Here is a 12,516-nt window from a genome sequence, read left to right as displayed (position 1 = left end):
TCGCTCACCGTGCTGCCACCTGGTCCCGGAACCAGGCAAGCTCCGTACAGTCGGCGACGGTGTCCCCGGTGCACCGCCAGCAGGGCCGTCCCGCCTCGTGTGTGGACAGCACGCGGCGGGCGACGATGGCCACGGAGAACGGGTCGACCTCTTCGTCGATGCTCATCAAAGAGACCTCCGGCCGATCCGGCGTCCGGCGGGTGCGGACTCGGCCGGGGGCCGGTCGTCGGCTTGAGAGCGTTCGGTCTCGGCCTGACCGTCCGGCCCGGGAGCCGGCGGTTCAGCTTTCTCGCGGGTACGTCTGATCATCGCCATCCCCTGTGACTGATAGCCGGGGGCGGCTCCGAGACGGCCCGCACCCCAGGGATCGGGGGTGGCGGCGGGTCGCACACATCGCTGGGACACAGAGACCCGCCGCCACCGGGCCCCGGCTGACAGGTGGTACAGCCGGTGAACAGCCCATGCACAGGCTGTCAACACCGCTGGCCCGCGACCAGGGTGCGTATCAACCAGAACCAGCCCGCCCCGCCCTAACTGGTACGCGACGTACTAGTCACCCGGTCAGCCTGTGTACCCCACCAACGACGCCAGGTCGGCCAGCTCCGTCGACATCGCCCGCCGCCGGCCATTCGAGATCGACTGCACGATGTCCCGCGCGTACCGCTGGTGCCGTAGCCAGGCAGGAGCGAGCGCCCGCAGCTCCGACAGCACGGCGGTCGCCTCGCCGTACTGCCGCCGCTGGGCGTGGGACCACGCGACGTCCAGGCGGTGACGCTGCCAGCTCGACCCGACCGGCGTCGGTCCGTGCGGCACCAGAGCGGCCAGCTCCAGCGCCCGGACCGGATCGCCGGCGACGACCGCGTTCTCCGCCCGCTGCATCTGGACCTTGCCGGCAGTGAACCCGGAGACCATCATCAGGTGTTCGCTGGCCGGGGTGCGGTCACCAAGCCGGGCCGCGGCTGCGGCTGCGGCGTCGACCAGCTCGGTGGCGGTGCCCGGTTCGTTGTCGCGGGCGTACGCGGCGGCGGCGGACATCACCAGCCAGCCCCATGCGGCCAGCTCGGCCGGCGTGGCCCGGCTGAACTTTGGTTCGATCTGGTCGGCGGTCAGGACGGCCAGCTCGGCGGCCTCGCCCAGCCGACCCTGTCTCATCAGCAACCAGCACTGCCCCTGCATCACGGTGGCCGCCACGACCTTGTCGCCAGCCCGTTCGGCGGCGTCCAGGGCACCCGAGAGGGCGGTCTGCGCCAGGTCCCCGGCCCGCAACTGGATGAGCAGGTTCCCCGCGAGGTGCTGGGTGCGGGCGAGGAGCACGTACGCGGCGGGCCTGTCGGTGTCATCAGCCAGGCCGGCGCGGGCGCGGGCGTCGAGCAGCAGTCCCGGTAGGGCGCTGAGCGCGGTGGCGTAGTCGTCGGCCTGGTACGCCCGGTCGGCGTGGTGCAGCCGCGCCCGCAGCACATCCACCGTGGGCGGCTCGTCGACGGGCGCGGCCAGCGCAGCGCCGCCGAGCCCTCGGACCGGGGCGACTGCGCGGCGGATCTCAGCGAGGGACAGCGGACGGTGATCCGGCTCGGCACGTGCGGCGGCCTCGGCCTGGTCGCCCACCAGCGTGCTGGTGGGTACGGCGAGGGCGCGGGCGAGTGCGTGCAGGGTGTCCAGGCGCGATGACTGGCGGACACCCTGCTCCAGCTTGCGGATGGTCTCAACGCCAATTCCGGAGCGCTCGGCGAGCTGCTCCTGAGTGAGGCTGGCTTGGCGGCGGAGCCGGGCGAGGTGCTCGCCGGTGGTCGGTCGAGTCATGGTCATCTCCCAGGTAACGGTCTGGGCGGCGGCCCGCCGACCGCTACAACCGGCGGGACCGCCACACCGAACGGTACGCCCACATCACCGAACGTGGCGACCCGCGCCGGTCGTCTCCGCAACGCCCTGCCTAGCAGACGCACCACGGCGACGTCTTCGCCGCGCATCAGGGGGACCGGGTCAGCAGGTAGCAGGTGGGATGCTCTGCGGGTGCGTTTCCCTCTTTCGACGCCACCTGCCATTCCCGCCGGCACCCTCGCCGCAGGTCCGCAACCGGTGCTTCCTGCCCAGGGCGGCCTGCTGTTGCGACCGTGGGAGCCTTCCGATGCATCGGTCTTCTTCGCCGCGTACCGGGACCCCGAGATCCAGCACTGGCACACTCGCCAACCCGCATCCGAGGATCAGGTGCGTGAGTGGTTCGAACGGTATCGCCGGGCCTGGGAGCAGGAGACGGGCGCGAGTTGGGCGGTGACGCGCGGCGGCGGTGAGGTGCTGGGGCGCATCGCCATGGGCGGCATGAACCTCGATGACGGTGTCACAGGGTGCATGTACTGGGTGCTGCCGGCCGCTCGCGGAGCCGGCGTGGCCTCCCGGGCGCTGACGGCCCTGAGCGCCTGGGCACTCGGCGAGGCCGGTTTCCATCGTTTTTACCTGGAGCACTCGACCCGCAACCAGGTGTCCTGCCGGGTCGCCGCCAAAGCCGGGTTCCTCTTGGAGGGCACCAAGCGTAGCGACGCCATCCACTCCGACGGCCGGCACGACATGCACCTGCACGCCCGCATCCGTGGCGACGGGTGATTCGCCTGATCCGGCTTCTCTCCACGGTCGATTCCGTCCGGCGGCCCGGTGCGGGAAGGCCCCCTGGCCTCCGGCGAACGACCGGTGGTCAGAGGGCATTCCGGGTCCCGCAACGATCAACAGTGCCCCGAACCGTGCGCTACTGCTCCCTCGCCGATCTGGCTCGGCGAGATCTTGGAGCCGCGTGGCCCCTCTGGGGGCCGAAATCTTCCAACATCTGTTTCGCGGGTTCCGACGGCAGCAGGTGAGGGGTGTATTGCAGCAGTATGGGGTGTTTTCTTGTCGAGGGTGAACGGCTCGACAGGCAGGTCAGCAGGTCGCGGGTGGGATGCTCTGCTCGTACTGGAAGATGTTGTGCGGGTCGTACTTCGCCTTGATCCGGCGGAGCCGGTCGACGTTGCGGCCCCAGTAGGCGGTCTCCCAGTCCTGCATCCCGATGTTCGGCACGTTGACGTACGCGCCGTGCACGTACGGGCGCAGGGCCTGGCTGAACTCGGCGATCCACGCCTGGGCGACCGGGGTGAGGGCGTCCCCGCTGTTCGGCACGCCCCGGGTACCCCAGCCGGCGCCCGGCTCGGAGTAGAAGAGCGCGTCGCGGTGGGGGAAGGCCGAGCCACCGCGCGGGGCGCGTGCCTGCGCCCCGGTGCCGAACGCCTGGGTGAAGAAGTTGCTGTCCTCCGTGGGGGCGTCCGCCATGAACGCGCTGATCACCTCGATCGCCTCCCTCGGGAACGGCTTGTTGGTGAACTGCGAGAAGAACTTCCAGTTCGCGGGCTCGTCCGAGGTCGGGATCTGGAATCCGGCGTAGATCTCGCCCCACCCGCCGGTCTGCACCGTGACCTGTGGGCTGCCGACCGACAGCACCGGCTTCAGCAACTCCTTCACCTCGACCGCCGACCCCTCGGCGAGAACCGCGAACAGCAGGATCTGGGATTTGTGGATCTCCACCTGGGTGCCGAGGCGGTGGTCGGCGAAGGGTGCCGTGCGCTGCCAGGTGTCGAAGACCCCCCGCAGGTCGCCGAGGCCCGTCCAGGTGGCCTGGAGGTAGGCGACGCTCTGCAGTGGTGTCACCCGGTAGGTGAGGGAGGTGACGATCCCGAAGTTGCCGTTGCCCGCGCCGCGCAGCGCCCAGAGCAGGTCCTCGTGGTCGTCCAGGTCCACCTCGATCGCCTTCGCGCCGTGTGTGCCGGACGCGACGACGATCTCCGCCCCGATCAGGCTGTCGCAGGCCATGCCGAGGTACCGGGTGAGGAAGCCGAAGCCGCCGCCGAGGGTCGCGCCGGAGAGGCCCACGCTGCCCTCGGTACCCGTCGTCACCGCGAGGTTCTGCTGCCCGAGCGCGGTCACCGCCTCCAGCTGGTTGAGCCCGGCGCCGACCTTCGCGGTACGGGCGGCGGCGTCGATCTCGGTCGACTTCAGTTCGCTGACGTCGATCACGATGCCGTTGTCGACGTTCGACCAGCCTTCCAGGCTGTGCCGGCCGCTGCGCACCCGCAGCGCGACGTCGTTCTGCCGCGACCAGGCGAGGGCGTTGACGACGTCCCGGGTCTCCTGGGCGAAGACGATGACCAGCGGATAGTGCTCGAACAACTCGTCCCAGCCGAGGCTGGCGCTCGGGTAGTCGGGGTCGCCGGGGCGGACGACACGGCCGGTGAGTTCGGCCGGCGGGCCGTCCCAGCCGGGGGTCGGGCGGTCCCGGCCGGGGGGTGACACCGGGCCGCTGTCGGCGGCGGCACCCGGGACGCCCCCGGAGACGATGGCCGGCACGAGCGCCCCGGCACCGACGGCGGCCGTCGTGGTGAGCAGTTTTCGACGGGAAAGGTCGTGCATGGTCGTAGCCTCTCGATCGGGTCACGCCAGCCTTCGGCCAAGGGATAAAACGCCCTTTCCTGGCGTAAGCTCACGGTAGGGCCGGAAGGTTCTTCGGATATCGGAAAACCCGTCCCACGACCCCGGTCGGGTGATGCCGAGCGGGTGGCCCCCGGCGGGCGGCGGCGCAGGCGTCACGGGGCCGGTCCACGCGCGTTGATCTCGGTGGCGGTGTCCGCGCCCGGTCCGGCTCGGCGCACCGTCGTCCAGTCCAGGTCGCCGGCCGGCCCGACGTTTACCCCCGACGATCGGGGGTACGGGCGGCAAGGCGACGCCCGAGGCGGTTGGAGGCCCCGATGGAGAGCCGACTGAAGGTGCTGGGCCACCCCGTCCACCCGATGCTGGTGATGTTCCCGGTCGCCCTGCTCGTCACCACCGTGCTCTTCGACGTCATCGACACGGTGGGCGGGCCGGACTTCCTCGGTGAGGTCGCGTACTGGAACCTCACCGTCGGCCTGGTCGGTGGGCTGCTCGCCGCCAGCGCCGGGCTGTTCGACCTGCTGGCGATCCCCTCCGGTACCCGGGCCAAGCGGGTGGCGCTGACCCACGCCGCCGCGAACGTCGCGGTGATCCTGCTCTTCGCCGCCGTCTGGGCGGTACGGCTCAACGCCGACTCCCGGGCCGCCGGTGGCGCGTTGATCGCCATCGAGGTGGTCGGCCTGGGCATCCTCGGCGTCAGCGCCTGGCTCGGCGGCGAACTGGTCGACCGGCTCGGCGTCGGGGTGGACCGGGACGCGCACCTGGACGCGCCCAGCTCGCTGCGGGCGGGCGGCGTGGCCGGCACCCGGATCGGCGAGTCCCGGTGAGCGCAGCGGGCTGGCGTCGCCAGCAGGGCTGGGACCCGGTGGGCGAACTCCAGTCGCTGCGCTCCGAGCTGAGTCGCCTGGTCGGCGGGCGGTCCGGCCCGCCGGAGGTCGAGCTGATCGAGGTCCCCGAGGGCTGGGAGGTGATCGTCCGGCTGCCCGGGGTGGCGCCCGAGGAGGTCGCCGTCGAGCTGGACGACCGCGAACTGTGCGTCCGGGCCCGGTCCGAGGCCGAGGTCAACGCCGACCAGGGCATCCCGGGCGGCTTCGAGACGCGCGGCTTCGAGTACCGGGTCGACCTGCCGGCCCGGATCGACCCGGACGGCATCGACGCGGTGATGGACCACGGCCTGCTGCGGGTCCGGCTGCCCCGGGCCGCCCGCCCGACGCCCCGCACCATCATCGTCGGCGGCTCCCCGCGCGCCCGTGCCGACCAGCCCCCGGCCGGTCGTGCCGCGCCGGTCGTGCCCGCCGACCCGGCCGCCGACCGCGAACTGCACCAACCGGGTACGCTCGCCGCCGGCCCGGACCGGCGGTGACCGGACGGCATGGCCAGCCCGTCCCTGCTCGGTCCGGCCGGCGACGTCGTGCCGGACGTGGAGCGGATCGCCGTCCTGCGGGCCAACGCGCTCGGTGACTTCATTTTCGTCCTGCCCGCGCTCGACGCGCTGCGGGCCGCGTACCCGGCGGCGGAGATCGTGCTGCTCGGCGCGCCGTGGCACGCGGAGCTCTGTCGCGACCGGCCCGGCCCGGTCGACCGGGTGCTGGTGGTGCCGCCGGCTCCCGGCATCCGGGTGCCGGACCCCGGCGAACCCGAGGGCGGGATGACCGACTTCCTGGCGGCGGCCCGCGCGGAACGCTTCGACCTGGCGTTGCAGTTGCACGGGGGCGGGGCCAACTCCAACCCGGTGGTGACCGGGCTGGGTGCCCGGGTGACCGCCGGGCTGCGCGCCGAGGACGCGCCGCCGCTGGACCGCTGGGTACGGTACGTCTACTACCAGCACGAGGTGCTCCGCTACCTGGAGGTGGCGGCGCTGGTCGGGGCCCCGGCGACCACGGTCGTACCGACCCTGGCGGTGACCGACGCCGACCGGGCCGAGGCGCACGCCGCGCTCGGTGCGGCGGGCCGCCCCCGGGTGGCGCTGCACCCCGGGGCCTCCGACACCCGCCGCCGCTGGCCCGCCGACCGGTTCGCCGAGGTCGCCCGGGAGTTGGCCACCGAGGGGTACGAGGTGCTGGTCACCGGTACGCCGGCCGAGCGGGACACGGTGGAGCGGCTGGTAACCGCCGCGCGGGCCCCCGTCCGGCCGCTGGTCGGCACCCTGGGCCTGGGCGCGCTGGCCGCCTGTTACGCCGACTGCGCCCTGGTGGTCTCCAACGACACCGGCCCGCTGCACCTGGCGGCGGCGGTGGGCACCCCGACGGTCGGCGTCTACTGGGTGGGCAACCTGATCAACGGCGGTCAGCTCCAGCGCGGCCGGCACCGGCCCATCGTCTCCTGGACCGTGCACTGCCCGGTCTGCGGCGTCGACTGCACCCGGGGCGTCTACCCGCACCGGGAGGGCAGCGGGGACTGCCCGCACCGGGACTCGTTCGTCACCGACGTACCGGTCGCCGAGGTGCTGGAAGCCGCCCGGGAACTCCTCCCGTAACCCCGCCGCCCGCCCGCCGCGCCGCCCGCCCGCCGCGCCGCCCGCTGGGCGGGGTGGTGAGAAGGGTTCCCTTCTCTACCGTATGGGTTAACAGGGGGCCCTTCCTTACAGGACGGCCTGCCAGGCTTCGACGTCGCGGTCGGTGACGGTGGTGGGCGACTCCAGGTGGTACGCGCCGCTGGGCAGGACGCCCGCGCCACCGTGCCGCGCCAACATCGTGAGCTGCGCGGCGACGTCCTCGCCCTGGTGGTTCGCCGGCACCCGTCGCCAGAACTCGAAGCCGCCGGAGTCGACCAGCTTCGCCCGGTCGTACAGCACGCAGCCGCCGATCCAGGAGACCTTGTACGCCCGCCAGGTGCCCGCCGGCAGGTCGAGCCCGGCGGTGACGTGCAGCAGGTTCGCCGCCGAGTGGATCTGGGCCCGGTCCCAGGCGGGGGTGCCGGGGCGGACCCGCTCCGGGACCGGCCGCCCGGTCCACTCCTCGTAGTGGCGGTGCGCCTGCGGGCGGACGTCGTCGAGGTAGGAGAGCCCGTGCACGGCGTTGCCGACGAAGCCGCAGCCCAGCTCGTCGAGCGCGGTGACCAGCCGGCGCAGGGCGCCCGGTTCCAGCCAGACGTCGTCGTCGAGGCAGAGCACGTACCGGGCCGCCGACGCGGCCAGCAGGTACGCCCGGTGCTCGGCCAGTCCCCGGCGGGGCAGCCGCCGGGTGAGCAGCACCGGGTGGCCCCGGTGCCGCAGCGCCCGGACCATGGTGGCCGCCGCCGGGTGGGCGTACGCCGGTTCGTCGTCGGACTGGTCGCTGACCACCACCCCGAACCCGGGTACGTCCTCCTGGCCGGCCAGCCCGGCCAGGGTGACCGCCAGTTCGGCGGGGCGGTTGCGGGTGGGGACGAGCACGTCGAGCCGTCGCTCCCGGCGGAACCCGTCGACGGTGCCCAGGTCGAGGGGCCGGGTCACGACGGGGTGCTCGGTACGGTCCCCGCCGCCGGCGTACCCTCGCCCGTCGGCGGGCCGGCGGCACTGCGGTGGTGCGCCCGGATCCGCTCGATGATCGCCGACGTGGACCGGTCCGGCACGTACCCGAGGGTGCGGACCTGACCGCCGAGCCGGCGGACCAGCGGGGCCTCGGGGACCAGCTCGGGCGGGTAGTCGCCGCCCTTGACGTACACGTCGGGGCGGATCAGGCCGATCAGCCCGGCCGGTGAGTCCTCCTCGAAGACCACCACGTGGTCCACGCAGGACAGCGCGGCGAGCAGGGTGACCCGGTCCTCGACCGGGTTCACCGGCCGGTCCGCGCCCTTGAGCCGCCGGACGCTGTCGTCCGAGTTGACCGCCACCACCAGCAGGTCACCGAGGGCCCGCGCCTGTTCCAGGTAGCGGACGTGCCCGGGGTGCAGCACGTCGAAGCAGCCGTTGGTGAAGACCACCGAGCGCCCCGCCTCCCGGTGCCCGGCGACGATCTCCGCCAACTCGCGCGGCTCGACCAGCCCCGGCCGGACGTCGGTCGCCGGTTGGTCGCCGAGCGCGCCGAGCAGGTCCTCCCGGCGGCAGACGCAGGTGCCGGTCTCGGAGACGGTGATCGTGGCGGCGAGCTGGGCCAGTTGCGCGGCGATCGGCAGCGGCGCCTCGGCGGCCAGGGCCAGGGTCATCGCGGCCAGGTACACGTCCCCGGCCCCCACCGCGTGGCTGGCCGGCACGGGCGTGCTGTGGCTGCGCCGGGACGTCCCCTCCGGCCCGCCGACGATCGCGCCCTCGGTGTCCAGGGTCACCGCCACCACGTCGGCCCCGGTGTGCGCGCGCAGTTCGGCCAGCCGCGACTCGGCCAGCACGGCCCGGTCGACCCCCTCGCCGGCCCCGGTGCTCACCGTCACCCCGGTACCGGTCACGCTCAGCCCGTCACCGGTCATCGCCACCCGGTCCTCACCCGGCACCGGCTCCCCCCGGGGTGCGCCGGCGACCCGGGCACCCGGCTCCGGCACCGTCGCGGCGGCTGCGGCCCGACGGCCGGCGGCCCCGGTGGCAACCGTGTCCGGGATGCCGGTGTCACCGGCGAGGGTGCTGTCCCGGGGACCGGCGTCGCCGGTGGGTGCCCCGGCAGCGGCGCTGTCCCGGGTGCCGGCACCGCCGGGGGCGGCCCCGACGGTCAGCTCCGACGGGCCGTCGGCCGGGTCGTGGTCGGGGTGGTCCAGGTGCAGGTCGTTGGGGATTCCGGCCCCGTGGGCGCCGGTGCCCGCTGCGTCGCCGCCGGGTCCGCCCGGTCCACCGGGGCCACGTCCACCGGGGCCACGTCCGCCGGTGGTGCCGGCGCGGGCCAGCAGCCGGGTCGCCTCGGCGAAGCTCGGGGTCACCACCGTGGGGGCGAGCCCGTGCCAGTCGGCCAGGTCGTGGGCGTCCAGCGCGACGGTCGCGTACCGGTCCCGGGCGGCGATCAGCCAGGCCCGTACCGGGGCGGGCAGGGCGCCCAGCCCGTAGTCGCAGACGACCAGGGTGGGCTGCACCCCACCCGAGGCGGCCCGCAACTCCTCGGTGGCGCAGTCCAGCGCGGTGAGCAGCCGGGCCACCCCGTCGGCGGTGAGCGCGTCCTCGGGGTCGCCGGAGTCCTCCCGGAGCAGGATCTGGTTGCCGGCGAGCATCCGCCGCTTCACCGGCGTCGGCCGGCCCGGCTCGTTGACGGTACGGTCCCACACGCCCGCCCGGTCCAGGCAGTCGTGCACTTCGTCCCCGGCGGCGTCCGCCCCGACCGGGGCGACGAGCACCGCCCGCCCGCCGAGGGCGGCGACGTTCACGGCGGTGTTCGCCGCGCCGCCGGCCGCCGAGATCCGCCGCCGCAGGGTGAGCACCGGGGCGGGTGCCTCGCGGCAGAGGCGCTCCGAGTCGGCGAACCGCCAGTCGTCGAGCATGGCGTCCCCGATGACGAGTACCGGCCGTCCCAGCCAGCTCTGCACGACGGTGGCGAGCCGGTGCTGTTCCGCTGCTGCGTGCGCCATGCCGCCCGGGTCCCCCGCCCCACCCCACTCAAACCTGAAAGGAAGGGCACCCTGTTAACGCTTCTGGTAGAGGAAGGGCCCCTTCCTCACCGGTTTCTCACCGGGCGGTGCGCGGTGGGTGCCTCGTGGCGGGGACCACCGTGGGCGCCGGGTTTCCGCCATCCGACGGAGGGAACGGTTCTCCCGAGAGCGGAGGGAACGGTTTCCCGACGAGACGAGAGGAGACCCGAGATGGCAGCGACGACACTCCAGGGCAAGCGGATCGCGTTCCTGGCCGCCGACGGCGTCGAGGAGGTCGAGTACGTCCGGCCCCGGGAGGCGGTCGAGGAGGCGGGCGCCACGGTCGAACTGGTCTCCCTGAAGCCCGGTTCGATCCAGGCCTTCAACCACCTGGACCAGTCCAGCACGTACGACGTGGACGTGACCGCCGCGGACGCGGACCCGGCCCGGTTCGACGGGCTGGTGTTGCCCGGCGGGGTGGCGAACCCGGACTTCCTGCGTACCGACCCGGACGCGGTCGGCTTCGTCAAGGCGTTCTTCGACGCCGGCAAGCCGGTCGGGGTGATCTGCCACGGCCCGTGGACCATGATCGAGGCCGGCGTGGTGTCCGGCCGGCGGATGACCTCCTGGCCGAGCCTGCGCACCGACCTCACCAACGCCGGGGCGAACTGGGTGGACGAGGCGGTCGTGACGGACAACGGCCTGGTCAGCAGCCGGAAGCCGGACGACCTGCCGGCGTTCTGCGCCAAGATCGTCGAGGAGTTCGCCGAGGGCCGGCACTGAGCCGAACGGCCGGCGCTGAGCGGGCTGACATGTCGTCGGGGCGGGGACCAGCCGGTCCCCGCCCCGACGTCTGCCACCGGCACGAGCGCCACGGGCGCGAGGACCAGCGGTACGCATACTCCTGGTGAGCCGGGAAACCGGGCGGGGTGACGACCCAGGCTCATCCGGTGTTGAACGACCGGCAGATCCGCCTGCTCATGGCGGGGTTGATGACCGGGATGCTGCTGGCCGCGCTGGACCAGACGATCGTCGGGACGGCGCTGCCCACCATCGTCGGCGAACTGGGCGGGATCGACCACTACTCGTGGGTGGTGACCGCCTACCTGCTCGCCTCCACCGCCTCCACCCCGTTGTACGGCAAGATGGCCGACCTGTACGGCCGCCGGCCGGTCTTCCTCTTCTCCATCGGCACGTTCCTGCTCGGCTCGCTGCTGGCCGGACTGTCACAGGACATGACCCAGTTGATCGTCACCCGGGGCGTGCAGGGCGTGGGCGCGGGCGGGTTGATGACGCTCGCCTTCACCATCATCTCGGACGTGGTGTCGCCCCGGGAGCGGGGCCGTTACCAGGGTCTGTTCGGGGCGGTCTTCGGCGTGTCGTCGGTGGCCGGCCCACTGGTCGGGGGGTACTTCGCCGAGACCAACTGGCGGTGGATCTTCTATCTGAACGTGCCCCTGGCGATCCTGGCGATCGCGGTCTGCGCCCGGGTGCTCCGGCTGGTCCCGTTCACCCGGCGGGAGCACCGCGTCGACTGGGTGGGCGCGGCGTTGCTGGTGGCCGGGGTGAGCTGCCTGCTGCTCGCGTTGAGCTGGGGCGGGACCTCGTACCCCTGGGGGAGCGCGGTGATCGTCGGGCTCTTCGTGGCCGGCGCGGTGCTGGCGGTGCTCTTCGTCCTCCAGGAGGCGCGGACCGCCGAGCCGATCCTGCCGCTGCGGCTGTTCCGGGGGCGGACCTTCTGCCTGGCGAACGCGGCCGGGTTCGTCCTCGGGCTGGTGATGTTCGGGTCGATCATCTTCATCCCGTTGTACCTCCAGATCGTCAAGGGCGCCTCGCCGACCCGCAGCGGTCTGCTGATGCTGCCGATGATGGCCGGCATCATCGTGACCTCGGTCCTCACCGGGCGGGCGATGAGCCGGCTCGGCCGGTACAAGTGGTTCCCGGTGGCCGGCGCGGTGGTGCTGCTGGTCGGGATGCTGCTCTTCACCCGGCTGCGGGTGGAGAGTTCGCTCTGGGTGGCCTTCGGGTTCATGGTGGTGATCGGTGTCGGGCTGGGGCTCTGCATGCAGTCGCTGATCCTCGGCGTGCAGAACTCGGTGGACCCGCGTGACCTGGGCGCGGGTACCTCGTCGGCGACCTTCTTCCGCTCCCTGGGCGGCTCGTTCGGGGTGGCGATCCTCGGCGCGGTGCTCTCCGCCCGTCTCGGCACCGAACTCGCCGACCGGCTGCCCGGCGCGATCGCCCAGCTTCCGCCGGACCAGGCCGCCGAGGTCGCGGCCCGGGGCGGCACCGGCATCTCGATCAACGCGCCGGAGGCCATCCTGGCGCTGCCCGGCCCGGTGCGCGGGGCGATCCAGGCGGCCTTCGTCGAGTCGTTGCACCTGGTCTTCCTGACCGCCGCCATCCTGGCCGTGGTGGCGGTGCTGGTGACCGTGACCCTGCCCGACGACCAGTTGCGGGGCGCGGGGCCGGAGGGGGCGACCGGCGGCACCGGCCCGCTCGGCGGCGAGGCCCCGCCGGCCGGGGGCAAGCCGCTGGCGACGGAGTCCCGGGGCGAGGCCGCCGCCGACATGGAGTCCAAGAGCCAGACCATGATTTGACCCGCGC

Annotated in this window: 11 protein-coding genes; 6 read left to right on the top strand and 5 right to left on the bottom strand. The window is 73.3% G+C overall.

The annotated features are described in order from the left end of the window. Positions 1 to 4: 4 nt before the first annotated feature. Together ACQUFX_RS23545 and ACQUFX_RS23540 are read right to left on the bottom strand one after the other, a co-directional pair. On the bottom strand, positions 5 to 166 hold the full coding sequence (locus ACQUFX_RS23545) for a hypothetical protein (RefSeq protein ID WP_428962477.1): 162 nt from the start codon (positions 164 to 166) through the stop codon (positions 5 to 7). Between the two features lie 395 nt (positions 167 to 561). Next, a complete protein-coding gene (locus ACQUFX_RS23540; RefSeq protein WP_428962476.1) occupies positions 562 to 1,800 on the bottom strand; it encodes a helix-turn-helix domain-containing protein in 1,239 nt (412 codons plus the stop codon). Positions 1,801 to 2,010: 210 nt separating this feature from the next. Between ACQUFX_RS23540 and ACQUFX_RS23535 the strand changes: the two genes are divergently transcribed. Then, positions 2,011 to 2,598 (top strand): GNAT family N-acetyltransferase, encoded by a 588-nt coding sequence (locus tag ACQUFX_RS23535; RefSeq protein ID WP_428962475.1) that lies wholly within the window; start codon positions 2,011 to 2,013, stop codon positions 2,596 to 2,598. A 309-nt stretch (positions 2,599 to 2,907) separates the two neighbouring features. On the opposite strand, the gene ACQUFX_RS23530 is transcribed toward ACQUFX_RS23535, so the two are convergent. Next, positions 2,908 to 4,428, bottom strand: a complete 1,521-nt coding sequence (locus ACQUFX_RS23530; protein ID WP_428962474.1) for an FAD-binding oxidoreductase — start codon at positions 4,426 to 4,428, stop codon at positions 2,908 to 2,910. 335 nt (positions 4,429 to 4,763) lie between these two features. On the opposite strand from ACQUFX_RS23530, the gene ACQUFX_RS23525 reads away from it, so the two are divergent. From ACQUFX_RS23525 to ACQUFX_RS23515, 3 genes are read left to right on the top strand one after another with little or no spacing between them, the layout of a single operon-like run. Next, positions 4,764 to 5,273, top strand: coding sequence for a DUF2231 domain-containing protein (locus ACQUFX_RS23525; RefSeq protein WP_428962473.1), 510 nt, complete (start codon positions 4,764 to 4,766; stop codon positions 5,271 to 5,273). Further along, positions 5,270 to 5,809 carry an Hsp20/alpha crystallin family protein gene (locus tag ACQUFX_RS23520; RefSeq protein WP_428962472.1) on the top strand — a complete coding sequence of 180 codons (540 nt, stop codon included), beginning with the start codon at positions 5,270 to 5,272 and terminating at the stop codon, positions 5,807 to 5,809. Before ACQUFX_RS23525 ends, ACQUFX_RS23520 begins: the two co-directional genes overlap by 4 nt. 9 nt (positions 5,810 to 5,818) lie before the next feature. Beyond that, positions 5,819 to 6,922, top strand: a complete 1,104-nt coding sequence (locus tag ACQUFX_RS23515; RefSeq protein ID WP_428962471.1) for a glycosyltransferase family 9 protein — start codon at positions 5,819 to 5,821, stop codon at positions 6,920 to 6,922. Between the two features lie 105 nt (positions 6,923 to 7,027). On the opposite strand, the gene ACQUFX_RS23510 is transcribed toward ACQUFX_RS23515, so the two are convergent. Further along, positions 7,028 to 7,879: a glycosyltransferase family 2 protein gene (locus tag ACQUFX_RS23510; protein ID WP_428962470.1), complete on the bottom strand. Its 852-nt coding sequence runs from the start codon at positions 7,877 to 7,879 to the stop codon at positions 7,028 to 7,030. Further along, a complete protein-coding gene (rfaE2, locus tag ACQUFX_RS23505; protein ID WP_428962469.1) occupies positions 7,876 to 9,909 on the bottom strand; it encodes a D-glycero-beta-D-manno-heptose 1-phosphate adenylyltransferase in 2,034 nt (677 codons plus the stop codon). The genes ACQUFX_RS23510 and rfaE2 overlap by 4 nt, the downstream gene beginning before the upstream one ends. Positions 9,910 to 10,140: 231 nt before the next feature. Between rfaE2 and ACQUFX_RS23500 the strand changes: the two genes are divergently transcribed. Both ACQUFX_RS23500 and ACQUFX_RS23495 read left to right on the top strand, forming a co-directional pair. Continuing rightward, on the top strand, positions 10,141 to 10,692 hold the full coding sequence (locus ACQUFX_RS23500; RefSeq protein ID WP_428962468.1) for a type 1 glutamine amidotransferase domain-containing protein: 552 nt from the start codon (positions 10,141 to 10,143) through the stop codon (positions 10,690 to 10,692). 167 nt (positions 10,693 to 10,859) lie between these two features. Next, the gene (locus ACQUFX_RS23495) at positions 10,860 to 12,509 is read left to right on the top strand and encodes an MDR family MFS transporter (RefSeq protein ID WP_428962467.1); all 1,650 of its coding nucleotides are present in this window, start codon (positions 10,860 to 10,862) and stop codon (positions 12,507 to 12,509) included. Positions 12,510 to 12,516 lie beyond the last annotated feature (7 nt).

It is taken from the genome of Micromonospora fluostatini (assembly GCF_050410825.1).
GTDB classification, from domain to species: Bacteria; Actinomycetota; Actinomycetes; order Mycobacteriales; family Micromonosporaceae; genus Micromonospora; species Micromonospora rosaria.
This window is presented reverse-complemented; position numbering and strand designations above follow the sequence as displayed.

Excerpts from the sequence above, each read along its gene's own strand:
- ACQUFX_RS23545 (WP_428962477.1), bottom strand. The coding sequence starts at position 166 with ATGAGCATCGACGAAGAGGTCGACCCGTTCTCCGTGGCCATCGTCGCC.
- ACQUFX_RS23540 (WP_428962476.1), bottom strand. The coding sequence starts at position 1,800 with ATGACTCGACCGACCACCGGCGAGCACCTCGCCCGGCTCCGCCGCCAA.
- ACQUFX_RS23530 (WP_428962474.1), bottom strand. The coding sequence starts at position 4,428 with ATGCACGACCTTTCCCGTCGAAAACTGCTCACCACGACGGCCGCCGTC.
- ACQUFX_RS23525 (WP_428962473.1), top strand. The coding sequence starts at position 4,764 with ATGGAGAGCCGACTGAAGGTGCTGGGCCACCCCGTCCACCCGATGCTG.
- ACQUFX_RS23515 (WP_428962471.1), top strand. The coding sequence starts at position 5,819 with ATGGCCAGCCCGTCCCTGCTCGGTCCGGCCGGCGACGTCGTGCCGGAC.
- rfaE2 (WP_428962469.1), bottom strand. The coding sequence starts at position 9,909 with ATGGCGCACGCAGCAGCGGAACAGCACCGGCTCGCCACCGTCGTGCAG.
- ACQUFX_RS23500 (WP_428962468.1), top strand. The coding sequence starts at position 10,141 with ATGGCAGCGACGACACTCCAGGGCAAGCGGATCGCGTTCCTGGCCGCC.